This is a genomic window from Pseudomonas sp. PVC-5-1 (assembly GCF_057444345.1).
Genome location: NZ_CM172024.1, coordinates 5,378,982 through 5,401,448 on the forward strand (window position 1 = coordinate 5,378,982; position 22,467 = coordinate 5,401,448).

Annotated in this window: 20 protein-coding genes; 8 read left to right on the forward strand and 12 right to left on the reverse strand. The window is 63.7% G+C overall.

The features are described from left to right. Window positions 1–371: 371 nt before the first annotated feature. From AC2T3R_RS24520 to pilM, 7 genes are all read right to left on the reverse strand, one after another. The gene (locus AC2T3R_RS24520) at window positions 372–1,982 is read right to left on the reverse strand and encodes an SPOR domain-containing protein (RefSeq protein WP_410951912.1); all 1,611 of its coding nucleotides are present in this window, start codon (window positions 1,980–1,982) and stop codon (window positions 372–374) included. A gap of 15 nt (window positions 1,983–1,997) precedes the next feature. Next, the gene (gene aroB, locus AC2T3R_RS24525) at window positions 1,998–3,095 is read right to left on the reverse strand and encodes a 3-dehydroquinate synthase (protein ID WP_013974602.1); all 1,098 of its coding nucleotides are present in this window, start codon (window positions 3,093–3,095) and stop codon (window positions 1,998–2,000) included. A 96-nt stretch (window positions 3,096–3,191) separates the two neighbouring features. Next, window positions 3,192–3,710, reverse strand: a complete 519-nt coding sequence (aroK, locus tag AC2T3R_RS24530; protein WP_015272136.1) for a shikimate kinase AroK — start codon at window positions 3,708–3,710, stop codon at window positions 3,192–3,194. 4 nt (window positions 3,711–3,714) lie between these two features. Further along, window positions 3,715–4,983: a type IV pilus secretin PilQ gene (locus tag AC2T3R_RS24535; protein WP_486745303.1), complete on the reverse strand. Its 1,269-nt coding sequence runs from the start codon at window positions 4,981–4,983 to the stop codon at window positions 3,715–3,717. Beyond that, window positions 4,907–5,908 (reverse strand): pilus assembly protein PilP, encoded by a 1,002-nt coding sequence (locus tag AC2T3R_RS24540; RefSeq protein ID WP_486745304.1) that lies wholly within the window; start codon window positions 5,906–5,908, stop codon window positions 4,907–4,909. Before AC2T3R_RS24540 ends, AC2T3R_RS24535 begins: the two co-directional genes overlap by 77 nt. A gap of 11 nt (window positions 5,909–5,919) precedes the next feature. Further along, window positions 5,920–6,456, reverse strand: a complete 537-nt coding sequence (locus AC2T3R_RS24545; protein ID WP_486744381.1) for a PilN domain-containing protein — start codon at window positions 6,454–6,456, stop codon at window positions 5,920–5,922. Continuing rightward, window positions 6,453–7,334, reverse strand: a complete 882-nt coding sequence (gene pilM / locus AC2T3R_RS24550) for a type IV pilus biogenesis protein PilM (protein ID WP_410951914.1) — start codon at window positions 7,332–7,334, stop codon at window positions 6,453–6,455. The genes AC2T3R_RS24545 and pilM overlap by 4 nt, the downstream gene beginning before the upstream one ends. Window positions 7,335–7,541: 207 nt before the next feature. Between pilM and AC2T3R_RS24555 the strand changes: the two genes are divergently transcribed. Beyond that, window positions 7,542–9,992 (forward strand): penicillin-binding protein 1A, encoded by a 2,451-nt coding sequence (locus tag AC2T3R_RS24555; protein ID WP_486745305.1) that lies wholly within the window; start codon window positions 7,542–7,544, stop codon window positions 9,990–9,992. Between the two features lie 217 nt (window positions 9,993–10,209). Here AC2T3R_RS24555 and AC2T3R_RS24560 read toward each other — a convergent pair whose 3' ends face one another. From AC2T3R_RS24560 to rpmE, 3 genes are all read right to left on the reverse strand, one after another. Beyond that, on the reverse strand, window positions 10,210–11,478 hold the full coding sequence (locus AC2T3R_RS24560; protein ID WP_024087853.1) for a malic enzyme-like NAD(P)-binding protein: 1,269 nt from the start codon (window positions 11,476–11,478) through the stop codon (window positions 10,210–10,212). 177 nt (window positions 11,479–11,655) lie between these two features. Beyond that, window positions 11,656–12,477, reverse strand: coding sequence for a thermonuclease family protein (locus AC2T3R_RS24565; protein ID WP_486744382.1), 822 nt, complete (start codon window positions 12,475–12,477; stop codon window positions 11,656–11,658). Window positions 12,478–12,479: 2 nt separating this feature from the next. Then, window positions 12,480–12,695 carry a 50S ribosomal protein L31 gene (rpmE, locus tag AC2T3R_RS24570; RefSeq protein ID WP_003257833.1) on the reverse strand — a complete coding sequence of 72 codons (216 nt, stop codon included), beginning with the start codon at window positions 12,693–12,695 and terminating at the stop codon, window positions 12,480–12,482. Between the two features lie 167 nt (window positions 12,696–12,862). Here rpmE and AC2T3R_RS24575 point away from each other — a divergent pair, with 167 nt between their 5' ends. From AC2T3R_RS24575 to AC2T3R_RS24585, 3 genes are all read left to right on the forward strand, one after another. Beyond that, a complete protein-coding gene (locus tag AC2T3R_RS24575; RefSeq protein WP_039612529.1) occupies window positions 12,863–15,082 on the forward strand; it encodes a primosomal protein N' in 2,220 nt (739 codons plus the stop codon). A gap of 218 nt (window positions 15,083–15,300) precedes the next feature. Then, window positions 15,301–17,037, forward strand: coding sequence for an arginine--tRNA ligase (gene argS, locus AC2T3R_RS24580; protein WP_013974613.1), 1,737 nt, complete (start codon window positions 15,301–15,303; stop codon window positions 17,035–17,037). Window position 17,038: 1 nt separating this feature from the next. Beyond that, the gene (locus AC2T3R_RS24585) at window positions 17,039–17,737 is read left to right on the forward strand and encodes an SPOR domain-containing protein (protein ID WP_003257831.1); all 699 of its coding nucleotides are present in this window, start codon (window positions 17,039–17,041) and stop codon (window positions 17,735–17,737) included. 146 nt (window positions 17,738–17,883) lie between these two features. On the opposite strand, the gene AC2T3R_RS24590 is transcribed toward AC2T3R_RS24585, so the two are convergent. Next, on the reverse strand, window positions 17,884–18,303 hold the full coding sequence (locus AC2T3R_RS24590) for an NINE protein (protein ID WP_013974614.1): 420 nt from the start codon (window positions 18,301–18,303) through the stop codon (window positions 17,884–17,886). Window positions 18,304–18,469: 166 nt separating this feature from the next. Here AC2T3R_RS24590 and AC2T3R_RS24595 point away from each other — a divergent pair, with 166 nt between their 5' ends. Further along, window positions 18,470–19,105, forward strand: coding sequence for a C40 family peptidase (locus AC2T3R_RS24595; protein WP_013974615.1), 636 nt, complete (start codon window positions 18,470–18,472; stop codon window positions 19,103–19,105). A gap of 127 nt (window positions 19,106–19,232) precedes the next feature. On the opposite strand, the gene AC2T3R_RS24600 is transcribed toward AC2T3R_RS24595, so the two are convergent. Beyond that, window positions 19,233–20,231: a type IV pilus twitching motility protein PilT gene (locus AC2T3R_RS24600; protein ID WP_486744383.1), complete on the reverse strand. Its 999-nt coding sequence runs from the start codon at window positions 20,229–20,231 to the stop codon at window positions 19,233–19,235. A 65-nt stretch (window positions 20,232–20,296) separates the two neighbouring features. Between AC2T3R_RS24600 and AC2T3R_RS24605 the strand changes: the two genes are divergently transcribed. From AC2T3R_RS24605 to AC2T3R_RS24615, 3 genes are read left to right on the forward strand one after another with little or no spacing between them, the layout of a single operon-like run. Further along, complete coding sequence (locus AC2T3R_RS24605; protein ID WP_013974617.1) at window positions 20,297–20,983, forward strand: YggS family pyridoxal phosphate-dependent enzyme; 687 nt, start codon at window positions 20,297–20,299, stop codon at window positions 20,981–20,983. Between the two features lie 38 nt (window positions 20,984–21,021). After that, complete coding sequence (gene proC, locus AC2T3R_RS24610) at window positions 21,022–21,840, forward strand: pyrroline-5-carboxylate reductase (RefSeq protein WP_039612533.1); 819 nt, start codon at window positions 21,022–21,024, stop codon at window positions 21,838–21,840. Between the two features lie 10 nt (window positions 21,841–21,850). After that, window positions 21,851–22,441, forward strand: coding sequence for a YggT family protein (locus tag AC2T3R_RS24615; RefSeq protein WP_013974619.1), 591 nt, complete (start codon window positions 21,851–21,853; stop codon window positions 22,439–22,441). Window positions 22,442–22,467 lie beyond the last annotated feature (26 nt).

The window sequence follows — 22,467 nt, forward strand, 5'->3', positions numbered from 1 at the left end:
GACACATTCTCACCAGGTTCACCTCTCAACGGAGGTAAATCTCTTTTTTAACAACCACTTACCATCCACGCCGATCAAACGCCAGCTTTTTTGCGGTGGCCATGGAAAACCATTGTTGCACAGCGACAGCAATGCCCACAAATTTTCATGTCTCACCATTGAAAATTTATGTCGCAATTTTGAATGTTTTTGCGCCATGCGCCGTGATAGCGGCTTGGCTCGAGTCTGAAGCGTTTCAGCCATGACTGCAAGTAAGGCTTGTGGCCGGCAGCCTGGGACAGAAAAGCCTGCCGCGTGACAACGCAGCAGGCTAGTCGAAAGTCAGTAATCGCTCAGCAACTGGGCGGCGGGGTGGTGCCGCCCGGAAGGTATCAGCGGGCCGAGGCCAGCTCTTGTTGGACGCTGGCGACGGTACGTGGCCAAGGTTTACCAGCCTGGACCTTCGCTGGCAAGTTCTTGATTGCCGCAACCGCTGCGTCGCGGTTGGCGAAGTTGCCGTAAGTGACTACGTACAGCGGCTTGCCCTGCAGGTTTTTCTTGAAGTAGCGATAGTCGCCACCTTGAGCCTTCACGAACGCCTGAGCCGAAGCCTCGGAGCTGGTACCCAGGATCTGCACCACGTAATTGCCCGGTTTCTGCACAGCGTACCAACCGCTGTTGCCGCTGCCACCGGCTGCCGGCTTCTCGACAGGCTTGGCGGCCGGCTTGGCCACGGCGACCTGGGTTGGTGCTGGTGCAGGCTTGGCAGGCGCAACCGGCTTGGCAGGTTGGGTTGCGACAGGTTTTGGCGCAGGCGCAACCAGCTGCGGTGGCGTCTGTACTGGCTGGGCAGGTACCGGTGCCGGGCCCGCTGGCACACCTTGCGGCGGCGCGATGGTGGTCACGGTTGGCGGCGGGTTGCCTGGCTGCAGGGCGGTATCACCGGCCGGGCTGCCCTCTTCACCCTCGCCCATGCCCGCGGCCTGGGCCAGTGGCTCGCGCATAACCGGCTGCGACTGGCCAACCAGCGGCAGCGGCATCGGCTGGGACGAACCCGAGAACTCGATGGCGGGATTGCCACCATTGGCCTGGCCCTCGCCAAGCGGCAGCTGGGCCTGGGCGGCCGGCGCTTCGGCAGGTGCCTTGTCACCTTTCTTCGGCATCAACACCGCGGCCGCAACGGCGACCACAACCACAGCGGACAGCGCGAGCACATGTTTTTTAGGCATCTTGAACCCCATGGATGGTCGCTTGGCCGTCGAGCGGCTGGCGATCATGGCTTCGATCAAAGTGTCACGGGCGACCTGGTTAATGTTGCCAGGCCAGCCGTCGGAGTTTTCATGGATATCGACGATCTGTTCACGGCTGAACACCTCGATGCCCCGGCCAGCACCTTCCAGGCGCTGCTCCAGGTACTCGCGGGTTTCTTCTTCACTGTAGGGGGCGAGTTCGATGATGTGGAAGCGTTCTTCCTCGATATTGATCTCGTCCAGCCCGGCAATCAGCGACGGCTCACCGAACAGGAACACGTGCGGGCGCCCTTCCGGTACACCCGCCGCCAATTCCAGCAACGCTTGGAGTGCCGACTCGTCGAGTTGTTCCGCATCGTCCACCAGCAAATACACTTCCTGGCCGGTCAGTGCCAGTTGCACCACCTTGGCCAGGATCGCCTGCATTTCGGCCTCGGCCACATCCAGGTTCTGTGCAACCTGGCCGAGTACGCTGGCGGCATCGCTGGCGCCACGGGCGGACACCACCACGCTCTGCACCGCCTGCTTGTTGGTACTGGCCACCAAGGCCTGGCGCAGCAGGGTCTTGCCACTGCCCAGCGGGCCGGTGACAACCAGCATCAGCTGGCTGTAGCGCGCCAGGTGATGCAGCTGGCCGAGCACGGGCTTGCGCTGGGCCGGGAAGAACTTGAAGCCGGGCACACGGGGCGCGAACGGATCATGGCTCAACTGGTAATGGTCGAGAAAGGCCTCATCGGCATGCAAACTGGTCATTGCGCTGTCACAACCTCAAAGCTGGGCCACGATCGCGCGGTAATCCGCCGACAACGTGGCCTGTAGAATCTCTTTCGGATAGTCGTCGGTCACCACGGCCTCGCCCATCTGGCGCAGCAGCACCAGACGCAGACGGCCGTCGAGCACCTTCTTGTCGACCGCCATGTGCTCCATGAAATGCGCCGGGGTCATTTCCTGTGGTGGCACCACCGGCAAACCTGCGTCCTGCAACAGGCGGATTCCGCGATCGCGCTCGGCCTGGTCGATCCAGCCAAGGCGCATGGACATCTCCAGGGCCATCACCGTGCCCGCCGCCACGGCTTCGCCGTGGAGCCACACGCCGTAACCCATGTGGGTCTCGATGGCATGCCCGAAGGTATGCCCCAGGTTCAGCGTGGCGCGTACGCCAGACTCGCGCTCGTCGGCACCCACCACCGCGGCCTTGGCCGCACAGGAGCGGCGGATGGCTTCGGTCAACGCCACCGGGTCGAGGGCACGCAGTGCCTGCATATTGTCCTCGAGCCAGGCGAGGAACGGCTTGTCGCAGATCAGGCCGTACTTGATCACTTCGGCCAGGCCTGCGGACAGCTCGCGCGACGGCAGGGTCTTGAGGCTGGTGGTGTCGATCAGCACCGCATTGGGCTGGTAGAAGGCACCGACCATGTTCTTGCCCAACGGGTGGTTGATGCCGGTCTTGCCGCCGACCGAGGAGTCGACCTGGGACAGCAAAGTGGTCGGCACCTGGATGAAGTCGACGCCGCGCTGGTAGCAGGCGGCAGCGAAGCCGGCCATGTCACCGATCACGCCGCCGCCCAGGGCAACCACGGTGGTGCGGCGGTCGTGCCGTGCAGTCAGCAGGCCATCGAAGATCAGCTGCAGGGTTTCCCAGTTCTTGTGGGCTTCGCCATCGGGCAATACCACCGGCAGCACCGAATAGGCCCCCAGGGTCTTGCTCAGGCGTTCGAGATACAGGGGCGCGACGGTCTCATTGGAAACAATGGCAACCTGCCGCCCGGCAATGTGCGGCGCCAGCAGCTCAGGCTGGTCCAGCAGGCCTTCGCCAATGTAGATCGGGTAGCTACGCTCGCCCAGGTCGACCTTTAGTGTCTGCATGTATCCCCACAATGTACTTGGGCGCGGCGCCGCTCGGGCACCTACGCGGTTACGTTGAACCTCGCCTCGGCGCTGGTGGCCGAGAATAGTCCCGGGCTAACGGGGCGGCAACTGCTGCAAGCGCTCGAGAATATCGATCACCACCATGCGTGGCGGCCGCTCGTCGGTTTCTACCACCAGGTCGGCGATCTCGCGGTAGAGCGGGTCGCGGGCTTCCAGCAGGGCGCGCAAGGTCGCCTCGGGATTGGCGGTGCGCAACAGGGGGCGATTGCGATCACGCGCGGTGCGACCAACCTGCTGTTCGACCGAAGCATGCAGATAGATCACCCGGCCACCCTGGTGCAGGGCCTTGCGGTTGGCTTCGCGCATTACCGCGCCACCGCCGGTCGCCAAGACCACGCCATCGAGTGCGCACAGCTCGGCGATCATCGCCTGCTCGCGGTCACGGAAACCCGGCTCGCCTTCCTTGTCGAAAATCCACGGGATGTTGGCGCCGCATCGCAGTTCGATTTCCTTGTCGGAATCCTTGAACAGCAGGCGCAGCTCTTTGGCCAATAGGCGTCCGATGGTGCTTTTACCAGCACCCATGGGCCCCACAAGTATCAAATTTCGCACAGAATCAACGACTCACAGCAATCGCCTGGTCACTCATGATACGCGGAGTCAGGAAGACCAGCAGCTCGGATTTTTTCTCTTGTAATGCATCGCGTCGAAACAGCCGCCCAACATACGGCAGATCGCCGAAAAATGGCACCTTGTCGACCACATTGTTTTGCGAAGTCGAGTACACGCCACCGATCACGATCGTTTCTCCGTCCGTCACGCGAACCTTGGCATTGACCTCGTTCTTGCGGATCGGCGGTACGTTGTTCAAGGCATTGACGTAATCCGGCTCGTCCTTGGTCACCCTGACGGTCATGATCACCTTGTTGTCCGGGGTGATCTGCGGGGTCACTTCCAGCGACAACGAGGCTTCGCGGAACGCTACCGAGGTGGCGCCGCTCTTGCTGGTTTCCTGGTACGGCACCTCGGTGCCTTTGAGGATCCTGGCCGTTTCCTTGTCGGCCGTGACCACCTTGGGCTGCGAGATGATTTCGCCGTTGCCGCTCTTTTCCATGGCACTGAGTTCCAGGTCGAGCAGCACATCGCCACGCAACAGGCCCAGGCCGATGCTGCCACCCACCCGCTCCACCCCGAGATCGACGAACAGATCCTTGCCCGGGCGCGGGCTCTCGACATACAGCGGCCCACCCCAGCGCACCCCCAGGCTTTTCTCGTAATCGACGTTGGCCTCGACGATACGTGCCTCGATCGCCACCTGACGCACCGGCACATCCAGCTGCGCCACCAGTTGCCTCAGCTCGGCAAGGCGGTCTGCCGGCTGGTACACCACCAGCGTATTGGTGCGCTCATCGACACTGAGGCTGCCCCGACCGGTGAGGATGCCGTCATCCGCCAGGCTCGCCAGCAGTAGCTCTGCCAGATCGGCGGCCTTGGCGTGATGAATGGGCAACAGCTCCCGACGCAACGGCTGCAACTGTGCATCCAGCGCCTGGCCCACGTGGGCATCGACAGACTGCGCGGCAAACTCCGCCGCGGGCGCCACCAGCAGCACATTGCCCTCCTGTCGCCGGGCCAAGCCCTTGCTGCGCAGCACCAGATCCAGCGCCTGGTCCCATGGAACATCCTCAAGGCGCAAGGTGACGCTACCCTGCACGGCATCGCTGGCAACCAGGTTGACACCGGCATAGTCAGCCAGCACCTGCAGCACCGAGCGCACTTCCACATCCTGGAAGTTCAGCGACAGTGGTTCACCCTGATAAGGCATTGCCGACGCCAGCGGGAACGGCAGCAGGGCTGCCAGCATCCATTTCATCAATCTTTTCATCGTCATCCGGGGCCTCCTTGCCCAGGTGCTTTGCCAGCGTGATGAACGCCGTGCGTTCATGCCACCCCCCGGCCATGAACAGCCGTTCGCGTACTTCGACCTGGGATTGATCAACTCTCGCCACCACCCCCTGATCACGCCCGACCCGGTCCCCAGGGCGTACGCGATAGAGCCTGCCCGCCGCCATCAGCAGTGCTTCGTGTTCCGCTCCACGTGACAGGCTGCCGACCATCTCCAGTTGCGCCAAAGGCACGCCGGCCAACCCGCTGGCCGACAATCGCGTCGCTCCAGGCGCAAACGGGTCGACTGCGGGCGCTGCCGTCCCGCCCCTGGCTGGCATGCGCGCTAGCATCGCAGGCTGCGGCACTGGCGCCAGCGCCTGATAGGCATCAACCCGCAACTGCAGGCGCAGCAGCCCAGGCTTGCCATCTGCTGGAGCCAGTTGCAGGTCACCACTACGCAAAACACGCGCCTGGCCCAACCAGTCACCCAGCCACTGGCGCAATGCCGCGTATCGCCCCACCACCTGTAGCTCCAGCGGCACCTGGCGGAAACCGGCCTGCTGTTCGTCTTCATGAACGTCGAAGCGCTCGATCAGCAAGCCATGCGCGTGCCCCGAAGCCGCCAGACGCTCGAGAAGGTCACTCATGCCCTCACCGGCCGCCAGGTGCCAGTGCGCCTCGCGCAAGCGTTGCTCGGCGATGGTTACCGACGCGTGGAGTTGCTCCAACTCGGCCAGTTGCACCGCGCCGGCTGAATGCCGTTCGTGCAACTCGGCGTGCCGAGCCTCCTCCTGCGCCTGCTGTTGCAGCGCTGCAGGCAGACGTATGGCACAGCCCAGGCCGAACAGCGCCAAGGCCACCAGCACTGGCGCCAGCTGCCTGAAGCGGCTGGAGCTCTCGGCCATGGCCAGCCAGCCGAGCACCTGCGCAGCATTCACGACCAGAACGCCGAAACGCGCGCCCCCAGCAGGAATTCATCGCCGCCTGGCAGGCTCCTGATGCGCTTGAGCTCCAGACCAACCAGCGCACTCGAGCGGCTCAGGTCACGCATGAACTGCGCGACCACGGCACCTGACTTGGCCAGCCCGGTCATGTGCAAATTGCCATCTTCCAGGCTGAGGTCGAGCAGTTGCACACCCACCGGCAACGCCCGCTCGAGGTCAGCGAACACCCCGGCCAGCACATCCTGATGGGCGCGCAGTGCTTCCAGCGCCGCCGCGCGTGCCAGCAGCGCCTCATGCTGCGCATGCACATCGGCCAGCGGCTGCAACTGCTCGCCCAACACTTCAAGGGCTGCCTGGTGCCGGGTACTGGCCAGCGCCTGCTGCTCCCCGCGCTGGCGGGCCAGCTGGTCGACCAACATCACGCCACACAGGGCCAGTAGAGCGCCGGCGACCAGTTGCCTGCGGAAAGACCGCAACGCCGCTTGGCGCTGCCGTTCGCGCCAGGGCAGAAGGTTCAGCCGCATCATCGACGCAATCCTCCGAGAGCCAGGGCGCAAGCCAGAATCATCGCACGATCGACGTGTTCCAGGCGCGCCAGGTCAGGCACCAGGCGACACGGAAGGTTCAGCTGGGAGCCGAGGCTTTGCAACTGGCCCGCTTCGACCGGAGAACAGCTGGCAATCAACAGGCATTCCGGCAAAGGCTCACCGGCGAGCAAGGCCAGCAGGCGCTCTGGCAGCGCCCCGGTTATCGTCGACAGCCCCAGGCTCAGCTCACGCCGTTGCTGAGGCTGCCCCGAATGCCAGCCATAAAGAATGGTGCTGTGCGCCTCGATACGCAGCAACGCCGAGCTTTGGTGCCTGGCCAGCGGCAGCATGCGCCCCAAGGCAATGCTGTCGACCTCCACGGCCTCCAGTTGCAACCCGGCCTCCTCGACGATGCCCTCAAGTGGCGCCAGTGCACTCTGCCGACACGCAGCCACCATCACCTCGGCGCAGCCTGCCTGGACGCGAGAACCTCCCAGGACCTGAAAATCCAGGGCCAGGTCTTCCAGCGGAAATGGAAACAGCCGTTCGGCGTCAGCCAGCAGCTGCGCCTCCACTTCTGCACCGCCCTGTTCCACTGGCAGGTGGCACAGCTTGCAGATCACCTGGTTACCCGGCAGTGCCAGCGCGACCCGGCGCTGCCTGAGGCCGCTGCGCCTGTAGGCGCGCCTCAAGGCAGCCGCCACGGCGCCAGGCTCTGCCGCCCAATCACTGCCAGCCAATGATTCGAACGGCTCTTGTACCGAGGCAAGCACCCGGCAGCGCCGGTTACGCCGCTGCAGTTGCACAATCCGAACGGAGTCAGGGGCAATTTCCACCCCCACGAGTGAACCGGCATCCTTGCCGAAGCGTCCTAGCATCGTGGCATCCTTGTTGTCTGTCGCCGCCATCCTTCGCGGCTACCTGCCCCAACCCCGCGTCAGCACTAGGCCGCGCCTGCCCATCGAGGCGACGGGCAGCCTGGCCGGTAACCCGGAGAGGCGAAAAAATGCTTATAATGCCCAGCGTTTTTTGGTCCGCCGGACCTGCGTGCAATCCACTCCCAACCTGGACACCGAAAAGCCTTGATACGTCTGCTGAAGTTCTTCTGGTGGTCTTCCGTCGCAGTCATCTGCGCGCTCGTACTCGGTGTGAGCGGTGCGTTTCTGTATCTTAGCCCCAACCTGCCCTCGGTCGAGTCGCTCAGAAGCATCCAGTTGCAGATCCCCCTCAGGGTGTACAGCAGCGACGGCAAGTTGATTGCCGAGTTCGGCGAAATGCGTCGCTCACCGATCCGCTTCGAGGAAATTCCCCCACAATTCATCCAGGCGCTTCTGTCGGCCGAGGACGACAACTTCCTCAATCACTACGGTGTCGACCCCAGCAGCCTGATGCGCGCCGCGACCCAGCTGGTGAAAACCGGCCATATCCAGACCGGCGGCAGTACCATCACCATGCAGGTGGCGAAGAACTTCTTCCTCACCAGCGAGCGCAGCTTCTCGCGCAAGACCAACGAAATCCTGCTGGCCCTGCAGATCGAGCGTGAGCTGACCAAGGACGAGATCCTCGAGCTGTACGTGAACAAGATCTACCTGGGCAACCGCGCCTACGGTATCGATGCCGCCGCGCAGGTGTACTACGGCAAGTCGATCCGCGACGTGAGCCTGGCGCAGATGGCGATGATCGCCGGCCTGCCCAAGGCACCCTCGCGCTTCAACCCGCTGGCCAACCCGGTACGCGCCAAAGAGCGCCGCGACTGGATCCTCGGCCGCATGTACAAGCTGGGCAAGATCGACGAAGCCAGTTACCAGGCGGCCCTGGCCGAGCCGCTCAACGCCAGCTACCACGTGCCCACGCCTGAAGTGAATGCGCCTTACATCGCCGAAATGGCCCGCGCCGAAATGGTCGGTCGCTACGGCAGCGACGCCTACACCGAAGGCTTCCGCGTCACTACCACGGTGCCCAGCGACATGCAGGAAATGGCCAACAAGGCCATTCTCAACGGCCTCTCCGACTACGATGAGCGCCACGGCTACCGCGGCCCCGAAGCACGCTTCCCGGGCCGCACCCAGGCAGCCTGGCTGCAGGAACTGGGCAAGCAGCGCAGCCTCGGCGGCCTGGAGCCGGTCATCGTCACCCAGGTCGAAAAAACCGGCCTCAAGGTGCTGACCCGCAGCGGCCAGGAAGAGCAGGTGGCCTGGGACACCATGAAATGGGCGCGCCCGTTCATCAACAGCAACTCCCAGGGCCGTGCGCCGCAGTCACCGGCAGATGTGGCCCAGGTTGGCGACCTGGTGCGCGTGCAGCGCCTGGAAGATGGCAAGTTCAAGTTCAGCCAGGTACCTGGCGCGCAGAGTGCGCTGGTCACCCTTGACCCTTACAACGGCGCCATCCGCGCCCTGGTCGGCGGTTTCTCGTTCGAGCAGAGCAACTACAACCGCGCCATGCAGGCCAAGCGTCAGCCGGGCTCGAGCTTCAAGCCGTTCATCTACAGCGCCGCACTGGACAGTGGCTACACCGCATCCAGCCTGGTCAACGATGCACCAATCGTGTTCGTCGACGAGTACCTGGACAAAGTCTGGCGACCGAAGAACGACACCAATACCTTCCTTGGCCCGATCCGTATGCGCGAAGCGCTGTACAAGTCGCGCAACCTGGTGTCGATCCGCCTGCTGCAGGCCATGGGCGTGGACCGTACCATCGACTACATCGCCAAGTTCGGCTTCAACAAGCAGGACCTGCCACGCAACCTGTCGCTGGCACTGGGCACCGCCACCCTGACCCCTATGGAAATCGCCACAGGCTGGAGTACTTTTGCCAACGGCGGGTACAAGATCACCCCGTACCTGATCGAACGCATCGAAAGCCGCAGCGGCGAGACGCTGTTCACCGCCAACCCGGCTCGGGTACCGCAAGGTGCCGAGGACCAGGCGGGTGTGGCCGCGCCCGAACAGCCGATCAGCACAACCGCCATGCCTGGCGAGGCACCCGCTGCCTTCAGCCAGGTGGCTTCTGCACCGCAGGCGCCGGCCGTGGCCGAGCGGATCATCGACGGTCGCACCACCTACATCCTCACCAGCATGCTGCAGGACGTGATCAAGCGCGGCACCGGACGCCGGGCGCTGGCCCTGGGCCGCACCGACCTGGCAGGCAAGACCGGTACTACCAACGAGTCCAAGGACGCCTGGTTCTCTGGCTACAACGCCGACTACGTGACCACCGTGTGGGTCGGCTTCGACCAGCCCGAAACCCTTGGGCGCCGCGAATACGGCGGCACGGCGGCACTGCCTATCTGGATGAGTTTCATGGGCGCGGCACTCAAGGACAAGCCTGAGCATGCGCCGGCGGAGCCGGAAGGCATCCTCAGCCTGCGCGTCGATCCGGTCAGCGGCCGTGCCGCTTCGCCGAGCACGCCGAATGCCTACTTCGAGCTGTTCAAGGCCGAGGACTCGCCGCCGTCGGTGGACGAACTGGGCACTGGCGCAGCACCGGGCAGCCCGCTGCCGGCGGATGAAGCGGCGCCGATGGACCTGTTCTGACCAGATGTAAAGCCGGGGGGCGCTTTGCGCCCCTATCGCGACACAAGGCCGCTCCCACAGGAAACGCCTAGCCCTTGTGGGAGCGGCCTTGTGTCGCGATGGGCTGCAAAGCAGCCCCAGAATCCGACAGGCAGCCAAAAATAGCAGCATGGCGCACCGCCAAACAAAAAGCCCCGGCTCATACGAGCCGGGGCTTTTTTGTGTCGCCAGGCAGCAATCAGCCTTTGAACACGTCATCCACGCTAGTCAGCGGGTAGTGCTTCGGATACGGCAGGGTTGCCACGCCGGATTCGATGGCGGCCTTGGCCACAGCGTCGGAAACGACGGTGATCAGGCGTGCGTCCAACGGCTTCGGAATGATGTACTCACGACCAAATTCCAGAGCCTGTACGCCGTAGGCGTCGCACACTTCCTTCGGCACTGGCAGCTTGGCCAGATCTTTCAGGGCGATGGCGGCGGCGATTTTCATTTCTTCGTTGATGCGCTTGGCGCGAACGTCCAGGGCACCACGGAAGATGAACGGGAAGCCCAGTACGTTGTTGACCTGGTTCGGGTAGTCGGAACGACCGGTAGCCATGATCACGTCGCTGCGAGTGGCGTGCGCCAGCTCTGGCGAGATTTCCGGGTCCGGGTTCGAGCAGGCGAACACGATCGGGTTGGCAGCCATCGACTTCAGGCCTTCGGCGCTCAGCAGGTTCGGGCCGGACAGGCCTACGAACACGTCGGCACCGTCGAGGGCGTCAGCCAGGGTGCGCTTGTCGGTGGCGTGGGCGAACTGCGCCTTGTACTGGTTCAGATCGTCACGGCCAGCGTGGATCACGCCGCTGCGGTCGATCATGTAAATGTTTTCGACCTTGGCACCCATGCTTACCAGCAGCTTCATGCAGGAGATGGCGGCAGCGCCGGCACCCAGGCAGACGATCTTGGCGTCTTCCAGCTTCTTGCCGGCGATTTCCAGGGCGTTGATCATGCCGGCCGCGGTCACGATGGCGGTACCGTGCTGGTCATCGTGGAATACCGGGATGTCGCACTGTTCGATCAGGGTGCGCTCGATTTCAAAGCACTCAGGCGCCTTGATGTCTTCGAGGTTGATGCCACCGAAGGTGATCGAGATGCGGCGAACGGTGTCGATGAACGCCTGCGGGCTTTCCGATTCCACTTCGATGTCGAACACGTCGATACCGGCGAAACGCTTGAACAGAACACCCTTGCCTTCCATGACCGGCTTGGAAGCCAGTGGGCCGAGGTCACCCAGACCGAGGATGGCGGTGCCATCGGAAATCACCGCAACCAGGTTGCCTTTGCCGGTGTATTTGTAAGCCAGCTCTGGATCACGGCCGATTTCACGCACGGGCTCAGCAACACCTGGGCTGTAGGCCAGGGCGAGGTCACGGGCGGTGGCTGTGGGCTTGGAGAGTTCGACGCTCAGTTTCCCCGGACGAGGTTGAGCGTGATATTCGAGAGCGGCGGTTTTCAGGTCTGACATGGTGGGCATTCCGCTATTTACTGTTCTGACGGACCGCCGAGGATACGCAAAGAGCCGGGGAGCCACAAGACTGGTCGGTCACTTGTGTCAAGGCCTTTAGCCTACGACTTTACGCTATAACCCACGGGGCATACGCCTAACAGTGTGTACAATCTAATAGCGAAATGTCTACATCTTTTAGCCTGAAATGCGCTCCAACATGCTCGGATCGGTCAACGGCAACAGCCAACGTCGCTGCCCGGGCTTGAGGCCGCCCTTGCGGGAACGATCCAGCACCCAGCCACGCGCCTCGACTCGGCGTCCCTTGAGGTTATCGAAGAAGCTGGCGGGGAAGTTGCGTTGTAGACGAGCGGGAACCTGCAGCACCACCGCACCGTCCAGGTTCAGCCAGACCCCGCCACGGTTGCGCTCCACGCCTTCGATGCGGCCCGCAATGACCGCGAAACCCGACTGCCGGACATCCCCGGCACGCACCACCGGCGAACGGCGCCACAGCCCGGAGCCAGCCTTGCGCGCAGCCTGCTCGGCAAGCTGCTGGCAAGCGCTGAGGCGTACATTGGGGGCAACCGCAACGCGATAGCCCAAGCCCTCGCTGAGCAGCTGTGCTTCGATATTGTCGCCATTGCGGTCGTAGATATGCGCCAGCGTGCGACCGTATTTGTCCTTGGACTCGACGCCCGGCTCCAGCCCGACACGCCCATCGCTGGCCTTGACCAAGGCCTGCAAACGCTGCCTGGCGGCCTCGGCATAGGGCTCGCTGGTGCGCCCGTTACGGCCGATTTCCGGGGCATTGATGCCGATCAATCGCACGCTGCGGCCATCGACCAGGCGCAAGGTATCGCCATCGACCACCTGGCGCACCGCCACCTCCTGAGGGCTGCCTGGTAACGGGCAGAACGCCAGGGCCGGGAAATGCCAGATGACGCCCATAAAAAAGGCGCCCACAAGGGGCGCCTTTTTTTGCAGCAATGCGAAACCCGAGGGGTTCGCCATGCGCATGATTACTTCTTGGTACCGAACATACCGAAGCGATCGGCGAACTTCTGTACGCGACCACCGGTGTCCAGGACTTTCTGCTTACCGGTGTAGAACGGGTGGCACAGGTTGCAAACGTCGATCGCCAGGGTGCTGCCCAGGGTCGAACGGGTTTCAAACTTGTTGCCGCAGCTGCAGGTGACTGCAACTACTTCGTAGTTCGGATGAATATCTGCTTTCATGGTCACTTCCTCGAGCTGCGTGCCGCCACCCAACACCAATTGTTGAATACCGCACGTAATTAGGCGGCGAATAATACCAGAGCATCACGCCAACGCAAGTTGTCGCTTGCACCGACCGTCGTCTGCTAGGCTCGCCAGTCTTTGAAACGCCCTCCGAGACTTTCCGCGTGTCCGACGTCATCCTGCGCCTTGCCCTGCCCTCCCCGCTGCGTCGCCTGTTCGACTACAAGGCGCCGGCAAGCATGGCGCGCCAGGCCTTGACTCCGGGCATGCGCATTCGCGTGCCATTCGGCCGCCGCGAAATGATCGGGGTGCTGGTGGAGGTGTGCGAGCAAAGCGAAGTGCCCGCCGACAAGCTCAAGCCGGCCAGCGCCCTGCTCGACCCGGTATCACCGATCCCGCCGTCGCTGTTCAAGTTGTGCTTGTGGACCGCCCAGTACTACCAGCACAGTCTGGGGGACACGCTGAGCTGGGCCTTGCCGACCCTGCTGCGCCAGGGCGAACCTGCCGAAATGCGCCAGGAGCGCTTCTGGCACGTCGCCCCCGGCGCCCGCCTGGAAGACCCGCGCATCGCCCGCGCTCCGCGCCAGCGCGATGCCCTCAAGACCCTGGCCCAGCACCCGCATGGCGTGGCCCACAGCCTGCTGGCCAAGCTCAATCTGAACAAGGACAGCCTGGACCTGCTGCTGGCCAAGGACCTGGTGCAGATCGAGGTCCGCCGCCATCTGCCGGCACTGCGCCACGAACACTGGCTGGCACAGCCGGAACTACCGCTCAACGAAGAGCAACGCGATGCATTCGACGCCGTGCGCGAAGGCTTTGGCGGCTTTGGCGCCTTCCTGCTGGCCGGTGTCACCGGCAGCGGCAAGACCGAGGTGTACCTGCAACTGATCCGCGAAACACTGGAAGCCGGCAAGCAGGCCCTGGTGCTGATCCCGGAGATCAACCTCGGCCCGCAGACCCTGGCCCGCTTCGAGCAGCGCTTCAACGCCCGCATCGCCCTGCTGCATTCGGCGGTGAACGACCGCGAACGCCTGGATGCCTGGCTGGCAGCCCGGGACGGCGAGGCCGACATCATCATCGGCACCCGCTCGGCACTGTTCACGCCGATGAAGAACCCCGGCCTGATCATCATCGACGAGGAGCACGACGGCTCCTATAAACAGCAGGAAGGCCTGCGCTACCACGCCCGCGACCTGGCTCTGGTGCGCGCCCACCAGGAAAACGTCCCGATCCTGCTCGGTTCCGCCACGCCATCGCTGGAAACCCTGCACAACGCCCTGACCGGTCGCTACCGCCTGCTGCGCATGAACCAGCGCGCCGGCGGTGCCCGCCCGCCACGCATGCTGCGCCTGGATGTGAAGAGCCTGCCGCTGGACAGCGGTATCAGCGGCCCACTGCAGCAGGCCATCCGCCAAACCCTGGAGGCAGGCCAGCAAGTGCTGGTATTTCTCAATCGCCGCGGTTTCGCCCCGACCTTGCTGTGCCACGATTGTGGCTGGCTGTCCGAATGCCCGCGCTGCGATGCACGCATGACCGTGCACCAGCGCTCCGGCGTGCTGCGCTGCCACCATTGCGGCTATGACGAGCGCCTGCCGCAGCAGTGCCCGCAGTGCAACCATGTTGACCTGCGCCCGGTCGGCGCCGGCACCGAGCGTGCCGAGGAGCGCCTGAAAGTGCTGTTCCCGGATTACCCGATCCTGCGTGTGGACCGCGACAGCACCGCGCGCAAGGACGCCATGCACAACCTGTTCAGCACCATCCAGCGCGGCCAGCCGAGCATCCTCGTCGGCACCCAGATGCTCGCCAAGGGCCATCACTTCCCGCGGGTGACCCTGGTGGCCATCCTCGATGCCGATGGCGGGCTGTTCTCCGGCGACTTCCGTGCCAGCGAACGCATGGCACAGTTGATCGTGCAGGTCGCCGGGCGGGCCGGGCGGGCCGAAGAGCCCGGCAAGGTCATCATCCAGACCCACCTGGCCGACCATCCACTGCTGGTGCAGCTTACCGAGCAGGGCTACTTCGCCTTTGCCGAGCAGGCCCTGGACGAACGCCGCGCCGCCGGGCTGCCACCTTACTCGCACCTGGCGCTGCTACGCGCCGAAGCGCACAAGCCCGGGCAGGCCGAAGGTTTCCTCGACGAGGCCTGCGCCGCCGCCGAGCGCCTGGTGGCCGAACAGCGCCTGCCCGGCATCGAGCTGCTGGGGCCGGTGCCAGCACCGATGGAGCGCCGCGCCGGGCGCTTCCGCGCACAACTGTTGATACAGGCCAATACGCGGGCGCCTTTGCATCGACTGATCAGCGCCTGGTTGCTAGTGTTGGAGCAGATGCCGAGCGGGCGCCAGGTGCGGTGGTCGCTGGATGTCGACCCGGTAGACCTGTACTGAATCGACCGGCCTCATCGCCGGCAAGCCAGCTCCCACAGGTTGCGCGCACTCTTCTGTGGGAACTGGCTTGCCGGCGATGAGGCCCTCGAACACAACATGGAACCCTTGATGGTTGCACCCCAAAGGTTGGCAACCCGCCCCCAGCCACGGATAATGCCCAGTTTTTCCACCTGCGCATCCAAGCGCTCCACCGCGCTTGCGGTCGAAAAGAGATCCCCATGAAAGACACCATTCGCCAGCTGATCCAGCAAGCCCTCACCCAACTCGTCACCGACGGTGTGCTGCCTGAAGGGCTGTCGCCGGCGATCCAGGTGGAAAACGCCCGGGACAAGACCCACGGCGACTTCGCCAGCAACATCGCCATGATGCTGGCCAAGCCAGCCGGCATGAAGCCGCGCGACCTGGCCGAGAAACTGATCAATGCCCTGCCGGCCAGCGCCGACATCAGCAAGGTCGAGATCGCCGGCCCCGGCTTCCTCAACTTTTTCCAGAACACCGACGCCCTGGCCAACCGCCTGGATGCCGCACTGGCCGACGCCCACTTGGGCGCGCGCAAGGCCGGCCCTGCGCAAAAGGTTGTGATCGACATGTCGGCACCCAACCTGGCCAAGGAGATGCACGTCGGCCACCTGCGTTCGACCATCATCGGTGACAGCGTGGCGCGCGTGCTGGAGTTCCTCGGCGATGACGTGATCCGCCAGAACCACGTGGGCGACTGGGGCACCCAGTTCGGCATGCTGCTGGCCTACCTGGAAGAAAACCCGATCACCAGCGACGAGCTGTCGGACCTGGAAAACTTCTACCGCGCCGCCAAGAAGCGCTTCGACGAATCCGAAGAGTTCGCCACCCGTGCCCGTGGCCTGGTGGTCAAGCTGCAGGCCGGCGACCCGGACTGCATGGCCCTGTGGACGCGCTTCAAGGACATTTCGCTGTCGCACTGCCAGAAGACCTACGAGCTGCTCAACGTGAAGCTGACCATGGCCGACGTGATGGGTGAAAGCGCCTACAACGACGACCTGGCCAACGTGGTCGCCGACCTCAAGGCCAAGGGGCTGCTGGTCGAAGACCAGGGCGCCCAGTGCGTGTTCCTCGACGAGTTCAAGAACAGCGAAGGCGAGCCACTGCCGGTGATCGTGCAGAAGGCCGACGGCGGCTACCTGTACGCCACCACCGACCTGGCCGCCGTGCGCTACCGCAGCAACGTGCTCAAGGCGGACCGCGCCCTGTACTTCGTCGACCAGCGCCAGGCCCTGCACTTCAACCAGGTGTTCGAAGTTGCACGCCGCGCAGGCTTCGTGGGCCACCCGATGCAGATGGAGCACATGGGCTTCGGCACCATGAACGGTGCCGATGGCCGCCCGTTCAAGACCCGTGACGGCGGTACCGTGAAGCTGATCGACCTGCTCACCGAGGCCAAGGAACGCGCCTACGCGCTGGTCAAGGAAAAGAACCCGAGCCTGGCCGACGAAGAACTGCGCCACATCGGTGAAGTGGTTGGCATCGGCGCTGTGAAGTACGCCGACCTGTCCAAGCACCGCACCAGCGACTACAGCTTCAACTTCGAGCTGATGCTCAACTTCGAAGGCAACACCGCGCCTTACCTGCTGTACGCCTACACCCGCGTGGCCGGCGTATTCCGCAAACTGGGCAAAGGCTTCGATGAAGTCGATGGCAACATTGTGCTGCAGGCTGCCCACGAGCAGGACCTGGCCGCGCGCCTGGCGCAGTTTGGCGAAATCCTCAACAACGTCGCCGACAAGGGCACGCCGCACGTGCTGTGCAGCTACCTGTACGACCTGGCCGGCCTGTTCTCCAGCTTCTACGAGAACTGCCCGATTCTTGCCGCCGAAACCCCGCAGCAGCAGCAGAGCCGCCTGCGCCTGGCGGCCCTGACCGGCCGCACCCTCAAGCAAGGTCTGGAACTGCTCGGCCTGGAAACCCTGGAGCGCATGTAAGTTGGCTGCCAAGAAAAAACCTGCACCCAAACGCGGCGCCAGCCGCCAGACGGCGCCGGCCAAGCAGCCGATTCCCGGTTGGGTATGGCTGGCGGTCGGCCTGACCGTAGGCGCGTTCATTGTGTTCCTGATGAAGCTCGAGCCTGGTGGCGAAGACATCAAGCGCACCAAGCCGGAGCAGCAGAAAGCGGACAAGGTGGCCGAAGCCGGCAAGTCGGCGCAGCCCACTCCGCAGCAGCCTGTGAAGCCGAAGTACGACTTCTACACGCTGCTGCCGGAGTCCGAGGTGATCGTGCCGCCGGAGGCCGTGCCAGAGAAGACGCCTCCCGTCCCGGCCCAGCCGGTGACCCCGGTGACGCCAGCCGAAGCGGCAAAGATCGACACGGCGCGAGCCCAGGCAGCATTGATGGGCCAGACACCGCCACCAGCACCGCCAGTCATCAAGCCGGCGGCGACCACCCAGTTCTTCCTGCAGGCCGGCTCGTTCCGCAAGCAGGCCGATGCCGACAAGGTGCGCGCGCAGATCATCCTGCTGGGGCAGTCGGTAAAGGTAGAGTCGGGCACGGTCAAGGACGAAACCTGGTACCGCGTGCTAGTGGGCCCGTTCAGCAACCGCGAGCAGCTGACCGGGGCGCAGAAGCAGTTGGCCGGGGCAGGTTTCAGCAACCTGCTGCTGCAACAGCGGCAGACCCGTCAGTAACCTGCATTCGGGGGGCGCTTTGCGCCCCTATCGCGACACAAGGCCGCTCCTACAATGTGCGGGTAAACCTGAAAGTCGGGTTTACGCGACCCCTTTAGGAGCGGCCTTGTGTCGCGATAGGGCTGCAAAGCAGCCCCCATGTGAACTCAACCCCGCCCCGCATTCCGCTCGGAAACCTGGCTGTTCAGCGTCCAGAAGTCATAGAGCACCCCCACCAGAAACAGCCCGCCGGTAAAGAAGTAGATGATCGCGGTGATCCACTTGCCCTGATACAGCCGGTGTAGACCAAACACCCCGAGGAAGGTCAGCAGGATCCAGGCGATGTTGTAGTCAATGCGCCCGGACTGGAACCGGAGGTCGGCTTCACGGTCCATGGACGGGATCAGGAACAGGTCGATCAACCAGCCGATGCCCAGCAGGCCCAGGGTGAAGAACCAGATGGTGCCGGTTACGGGCTTGCCGTAATAGAAACGATGCGACCCGGTAAAGCCGAAAATCCATAGCAGGTAGCCAATGGTCTTGCTGTGGGTGTCGTGAAACGGCGCCCCCTGTTGATAACTGTTCATTCATAGCCCCCGTGGGTTATCCGAAAATTTTCTAAGAAAAAATGTGACTTTCTTGTCGCAGGCCGACGTACGGCACCTGGACAATCGACCAACGGATCAAAGATTGATCAAAAAGCTGTTATAAAGTTGCGCGCCCAACACATAACTATTCATAAGAGCTTCATCTATGCCGCCTTTACTCAAGACATGGCTGACCCTCTGCCTATTATTGCCCCTGGCCGCCCACGCCACCAATCGTGAGCAACGTCTTCCCAATGGTTTTACCGGCTACACCACCAATGCCTCGGTAAAACATGCACCGGTCAAGCAGACCGCAATGCGCACCCGTCCAAGCAATGCCGCCAACAGCCGCGGCGTGCCCGGTGTGCCGGTCGCTGCCATGTCGCCGAAGCAGAGCAGCGATGTGCTCAGCCGTGCGGTGAATGTGCTGGGCACCCCTTATGTCTGGGGCGGCAGCAGCCCGAAGAAAGGCTTCGACTGCAGCGGGCTGGTCAAATACGCCTTCAACGACGTCGCCGACGTCGACCTGCCGCGCACCTCCAATGCCATGGCCCAGGGCCACGGCGTCAAGGTAGCCAAGGGTGACCTGAAGCCAGGTGACCTGATCTTCTTCAACATCAAGAGCCGTCGGGTGAACCACGTTGCCATCTACCTGGGCAACGACCGCTTCATCCATGCTCCACGCCGTGGCAAGCGGGTAAGCATCGACACCCTGAGCAAGCCTTACTGGCAGAAGCATTACGTGGTGGCCAAGCGAGTGCTGCCGAAAGAACAGCAGCAACTGAGCCTGGCCAAGCGCTGATCTGATCGGCGCTCTCCTGTATCGGCCTCTTCGCGGGCACGCCCGCTCCCACAGGTACACCACAGCATTCGAAGGCTGTGTTATCCATGTGGGAGCGGGTTTACCCGCGAAAGGGCCAGCACAGGCACTATAGATCGCTGATCAGCCCCCTCTCCTTCAACCCTCGCATCGCCCCCTCCATCGTCCGCATCCCGTCCGCACCACCCGCCTGCATCACCGAACATAACTGCGCCATCCGCCCTTCCCGAACCAGGTTACGCACCGCTGGCGTCACCACCAGCACTTCCCGCGCAGCAACCCGCCCTCCGCCCGCGCGCCTGACCAGCACCTGCGCTACCACCAGGCGCAACGACTCGGCCAGCATCGCCCGCACCAACGGCTTCTCTTCGGCAGCGAACACCTCCACCAACCGGTCAACACTGCTCACCGCCGAACGGGTATGCACGGTCGCCAGTATCAGGTGCCCGGTCTCAGCCGCACGCAAGGCCAGGCGAATGGTTTCCAGGTCGCGCAGCTCACCGATCATGATCACATCCGGGTCCTGGCGCAGGGCACTGCGCAGCCCCTGGGCAAACCCACCGCAATGGCGGCCGACCTCACGCTGGTTGACCAGGCTGCGCTGGCTGCTGTGGATAACTTCGACAGGGTCCTCAAGGGTGATGATATGCAGAGCACGATCGCGGTTCAGCTGGTCGAGCAGTGCCGCCAAGGTGCTGGACTTGCCACTGCCGGTCGGCCCACCGACGAGGATCAAGCCATCTCGGCACTGCGCAACAGCTTGAAACACATCGCCCAGGTCGAGTTCATCGAGCGTGGCGATATGCCCCGGGATCAGGCGAAAGGTGGCCGCAGGGCCGTGCAACTGGCGAAACAGATTCAGCCGAAAGCGCCCTAGCGCCGGCAATTCCAGCGCCAGGTCCAGCTCATCACCCTGGGCCCACTGTCGGCGCTGGTCTTCATCCAGCATGGGTGCCATGCCCTCGGTCAAGGTCGCCGGGCCCAAGGTCGGCAGGGCCATGCGCTGCAGCTCGCCATCCAGGCGCAACATCGGTAACTGGCCCGCCGCCAGATGCAGGTCGGAAGCCCCCGCATCCACGGCCCGGGCCAACAGGTCGGTCACATCCATGAGACTCCCCAAAGGCCTTCAAGTAGGTAGAATGCCGCAAACCCTCCAGCCGCCGGCATCAGTCCATGTCCACCCTAGCAGACAACCTTTCCGCTATTTCCGCCCGTATCGCCAGCGCTGCCCAGGCTGCCGGGCGTGATCCGGCCAGCGTCCAGTTGCTGGCCGTGAGCAAGACCAAGCCAGCCAGCGCCATCCGCGAAATCCACGCCGCCGGCGTATGCGATTTCGGGGAAAACTACCTACAGGAAGCGCTGACAAAGCAGCAGGCACTCGGCGACCTGCCCTTGATCTGGCACTTCATCGGCCCCATCCAGTCGAACAAGACCAAAGCCATCGCCGAGCATTTCGACTGGGTACATTCCGTGGACCGCCTGAAAATCGCCCAACGCCTCTCGGAGCAGCGCCCGGCCGGTCTGCCACCACTGAACATCTGCCTGCAGGTGAACGTCAGCGGCGAAGACAGCAAATCCGGCTGCACCCCTGCCGACCTGCCGGCCCTGGCCAAAGCGGTAGCCGCACTGCCCAACCTGCGCCTGCGCGGGCTGATGGCCATTCCCGAACCCACTGATGACCGCGCCGCCCAGGAAGCCGCCTTCGCCACCCTGCGCCAGTTGCAGGAAGGCCTTGGCCTTGGTCTGGACACCTTGTCCATGGGCATGAGCCACGATCTGGAAGCGGCTATTGCACAGGGTGCGACCTGGGTGCGTATCGGTACCGCCCTGTTCGGTGCCCGCGATTACGGGCAGCCCTGATTCCATGCTTTACTCACTCTTTCCTACAAGGACCTGACATGAGCAAGACTCGTATTGCCTTTATCGGCGCCGGCAACATGGCCGCCAGCCTGATCGGTGGTCTGCGTGCCCAGGGCCTGGACGCCTCGCAGATCCGCGCCAGCGACCCGGGCGCCGAGACCCGCAGCCGCATCCAGGCAGAGCACGGCATCGAAACCTTCGAGAACAACGCCCAGGCCATCGATGGCGCCGACGTCATCGTGCTGGCGGTCAAGCCGCAGGTCATGAAAGCCGTATGCCAGGCCCTGCAACCGAACCTGCAGGAAGGCCAGCTGATCGTTTCCATTGCCGCTGGCATCACCTGCGCCAGCCTGCAAAGCTGGGTCGGCGCTCGCCCTGTGGTGCGCTGCATGCCCAACACCCCGGCACTGCTGCGACAGGGCGTCAGCGGCCTGTACGCCACCGCGGAAGTATCCAGCGAACAACGCCAGCAGGCCGAGCAACTGCTGTCGGCCGTGGGCACCGCCCTGTGGCTCGAGCAGGAGCAGCAACTGGACGCCGTGACGGCAGTCTCCGGCAGCGGCCCGGCGTACTTCTTCCTGCTGATCGAAGCCATGACCGCAGCAGGCGAAAAGCTTGGCCTGCCACGTGAAACTGCCTCCCAGCTGACCCTGCAGACAGCCTTGGGCGCCGCACGCATGGCGGTTGCCAGCGATGTCGATGCTGCCGAACTGCGCCGCCGAGTCACCTCGCCTGCAGGCACTACCGAAGCGGCGATCAAGTCGTTCCAGGCCAGCGGCTTCGAAGCCATCGTCGAACAGGCGCTGCAGGCTGCGGCTACACGTTCCGCCGAGCTGGCCGAACAACTGGGCAAATAAGGAGCTTCAGATGAATGCACTGTCCGGCGCCGCGATCTTCGTGGTGCAAACCCTGGTCAGCCTGTACCTGGTGATCGTCCTGCTGCGCTTTGTCCTGCAGCTGGTCAAGGCCAACTTCTACAACCCGCTGTGCCAGTTCGCCGTGCGCGCCACACAGCCGCTGCTCAAGCCGATTCGCCGAGTCATCCCCAGCGTTGGTGGGCTGGATACCTCGTCGCTGCTGTTGTCGGTGGTCATCCAGGCGCTGCTGATGGCTTTCGTGCTGATGGTCACCTACGGCACCTTCGGTGACATCCTGCACCTGCTGATGTGGGCCATCATCGGTATCACCTCGCTGTTCCTGAAGATTTTCTGGGTCGCGATGATCGTCATGGTGATCGTGTCCTGGGTTGCTCCCAACAGCCACAACCCGGCGGCTGAGCTGGCCTACCAGATCAGTGAACCGGTGCTGGCACCGTTCCGCCGCATCGTGCCCAACCTGGGCGGCATGGACATCTCGCCGATCTTCGCCTTCCTCGCGATCCAGGTAATCCAGTCGTTCGTCATGCCGCCGCTGGCCGCCTACGCCGGCATGCCACAAGAGCTATGGCGGATGATCTGAGCCCCAGCTGACTCTGGTTGCTTCCA

What these genes read in the sequence shown, in the direction of transcription:
- AC2T3R_RS24560 (WP_024087853.1), bottom strand. Translation starts at nt 11,478, where the DNA reads ATGTCAGACCTGAAAACCGCCGCTCTCGAATATCACGCTCAACCTCGT.
- AC2T3R_RS24535 (WP_486745303.1), bottom strand. Translation starts at nt 4,983, where the DNA reads ATGAAAAGATTGATGAAATGGATGCTGGCAGCCCTGCTGCCGTTCCCG.
- AC2T3R_RS24565 (WP_486744382.1), bottom strand. Translation starts at nt 12,477, where the DNA reads ATGCGCATGGCGAACCCCTCGGGTTTCGCATTGCTGCAAAAAAAGGCG.
- AC2T3R_RS24590 (WP_013974614.1), bottom strand. Translation starts at nt 18,303, where the DNA reads ATGAACAGTTATCAACAGGGGGCGCCGTTTCACGACACCCACAGCAAG.
- argS (WP_013974613.1), top strand. Translation starts at nt 15,301, where the DNA reads ATGAAAGACACCATTCGCCAGCTGATCCAGCAAGCCCTCACCCAACTC.
- AC2T3R_RS24605 (WP_013974617.1), top strand. Translation starts at nt 20,297, where the DNA reads ATGTCCACCCTAGCAGACAACCTTTCCGCTATTTCCGCCCGTATCGCC.
- aroB (WP_013974602.1), bottom strand. Translation starts at nt 3,095, where the DNA reads ATGCAGACACTAAAGGTCGACCTGGGCGAGCGTAGCTACCCGATCTAC.
- pilM (WP_410951914.1), bottom strand. Translation starts at nt 7,334, where the DNA reads ATGCTAGGACGCTTCGGCAAGGATGCCGGTTCACTCGTGGGGGTGGAA.
- rpmE (WP_003257833.1), bottom strand. Translation starts at nt 12,695, where the DNA reads ATGAAAGCAGATATTCATCCGAACTACGAAGTAGTTGCAGTCACCTGC.
- proC (WP_039612533.1), top strand. Translation starts at nt 21,022, where the DNA reads ATGAGCAAGACTCGTATTGCCTTTATCGGCGCCGGCAACATGGCCGCC.
- AC2T3R_RS24520 (WP_410951912.1), bottom strand. Translation starts at nt 1,982, where the DNA reads ATGACCAGTTTGCATGCCGATGAGGCCTTTCTCGACCATTACCAGTTG.
- AC2T3R_RS24615 (WP_013974619.1), top strand. Translation starts at nt 21,851, where the DNA reads ATGAATGCACTGTCCGGCGCCGCGATCTTCGTGGTGCAAACCCTGGTC.
- AC2T3R_RS24600 (WP_486744383.1), bottom strand. Translation starts at nt 20,231, where the DNA reads ATGGATGTGACCGACCTGTTGGCCCGGGCCGTGGATGCGGGGGCTTCC.
- AC2T3R_RS24595 (WP_013974615.1), top strand. Translation starts at nt 18,470, where the DNA reads ATGCCGCCTTTACTCAAGACATGGCTGACCCTCTGCCTATTATTGCCC.
- AC2T3R_RS24545 (WP_486744381.1), bottom strand. Translation starts at nt 6,456, where the DNA reads ATGATGCGGCTGAACCTTCTGCCCTGGCGCGAACGGCAGCGCCAAGCG.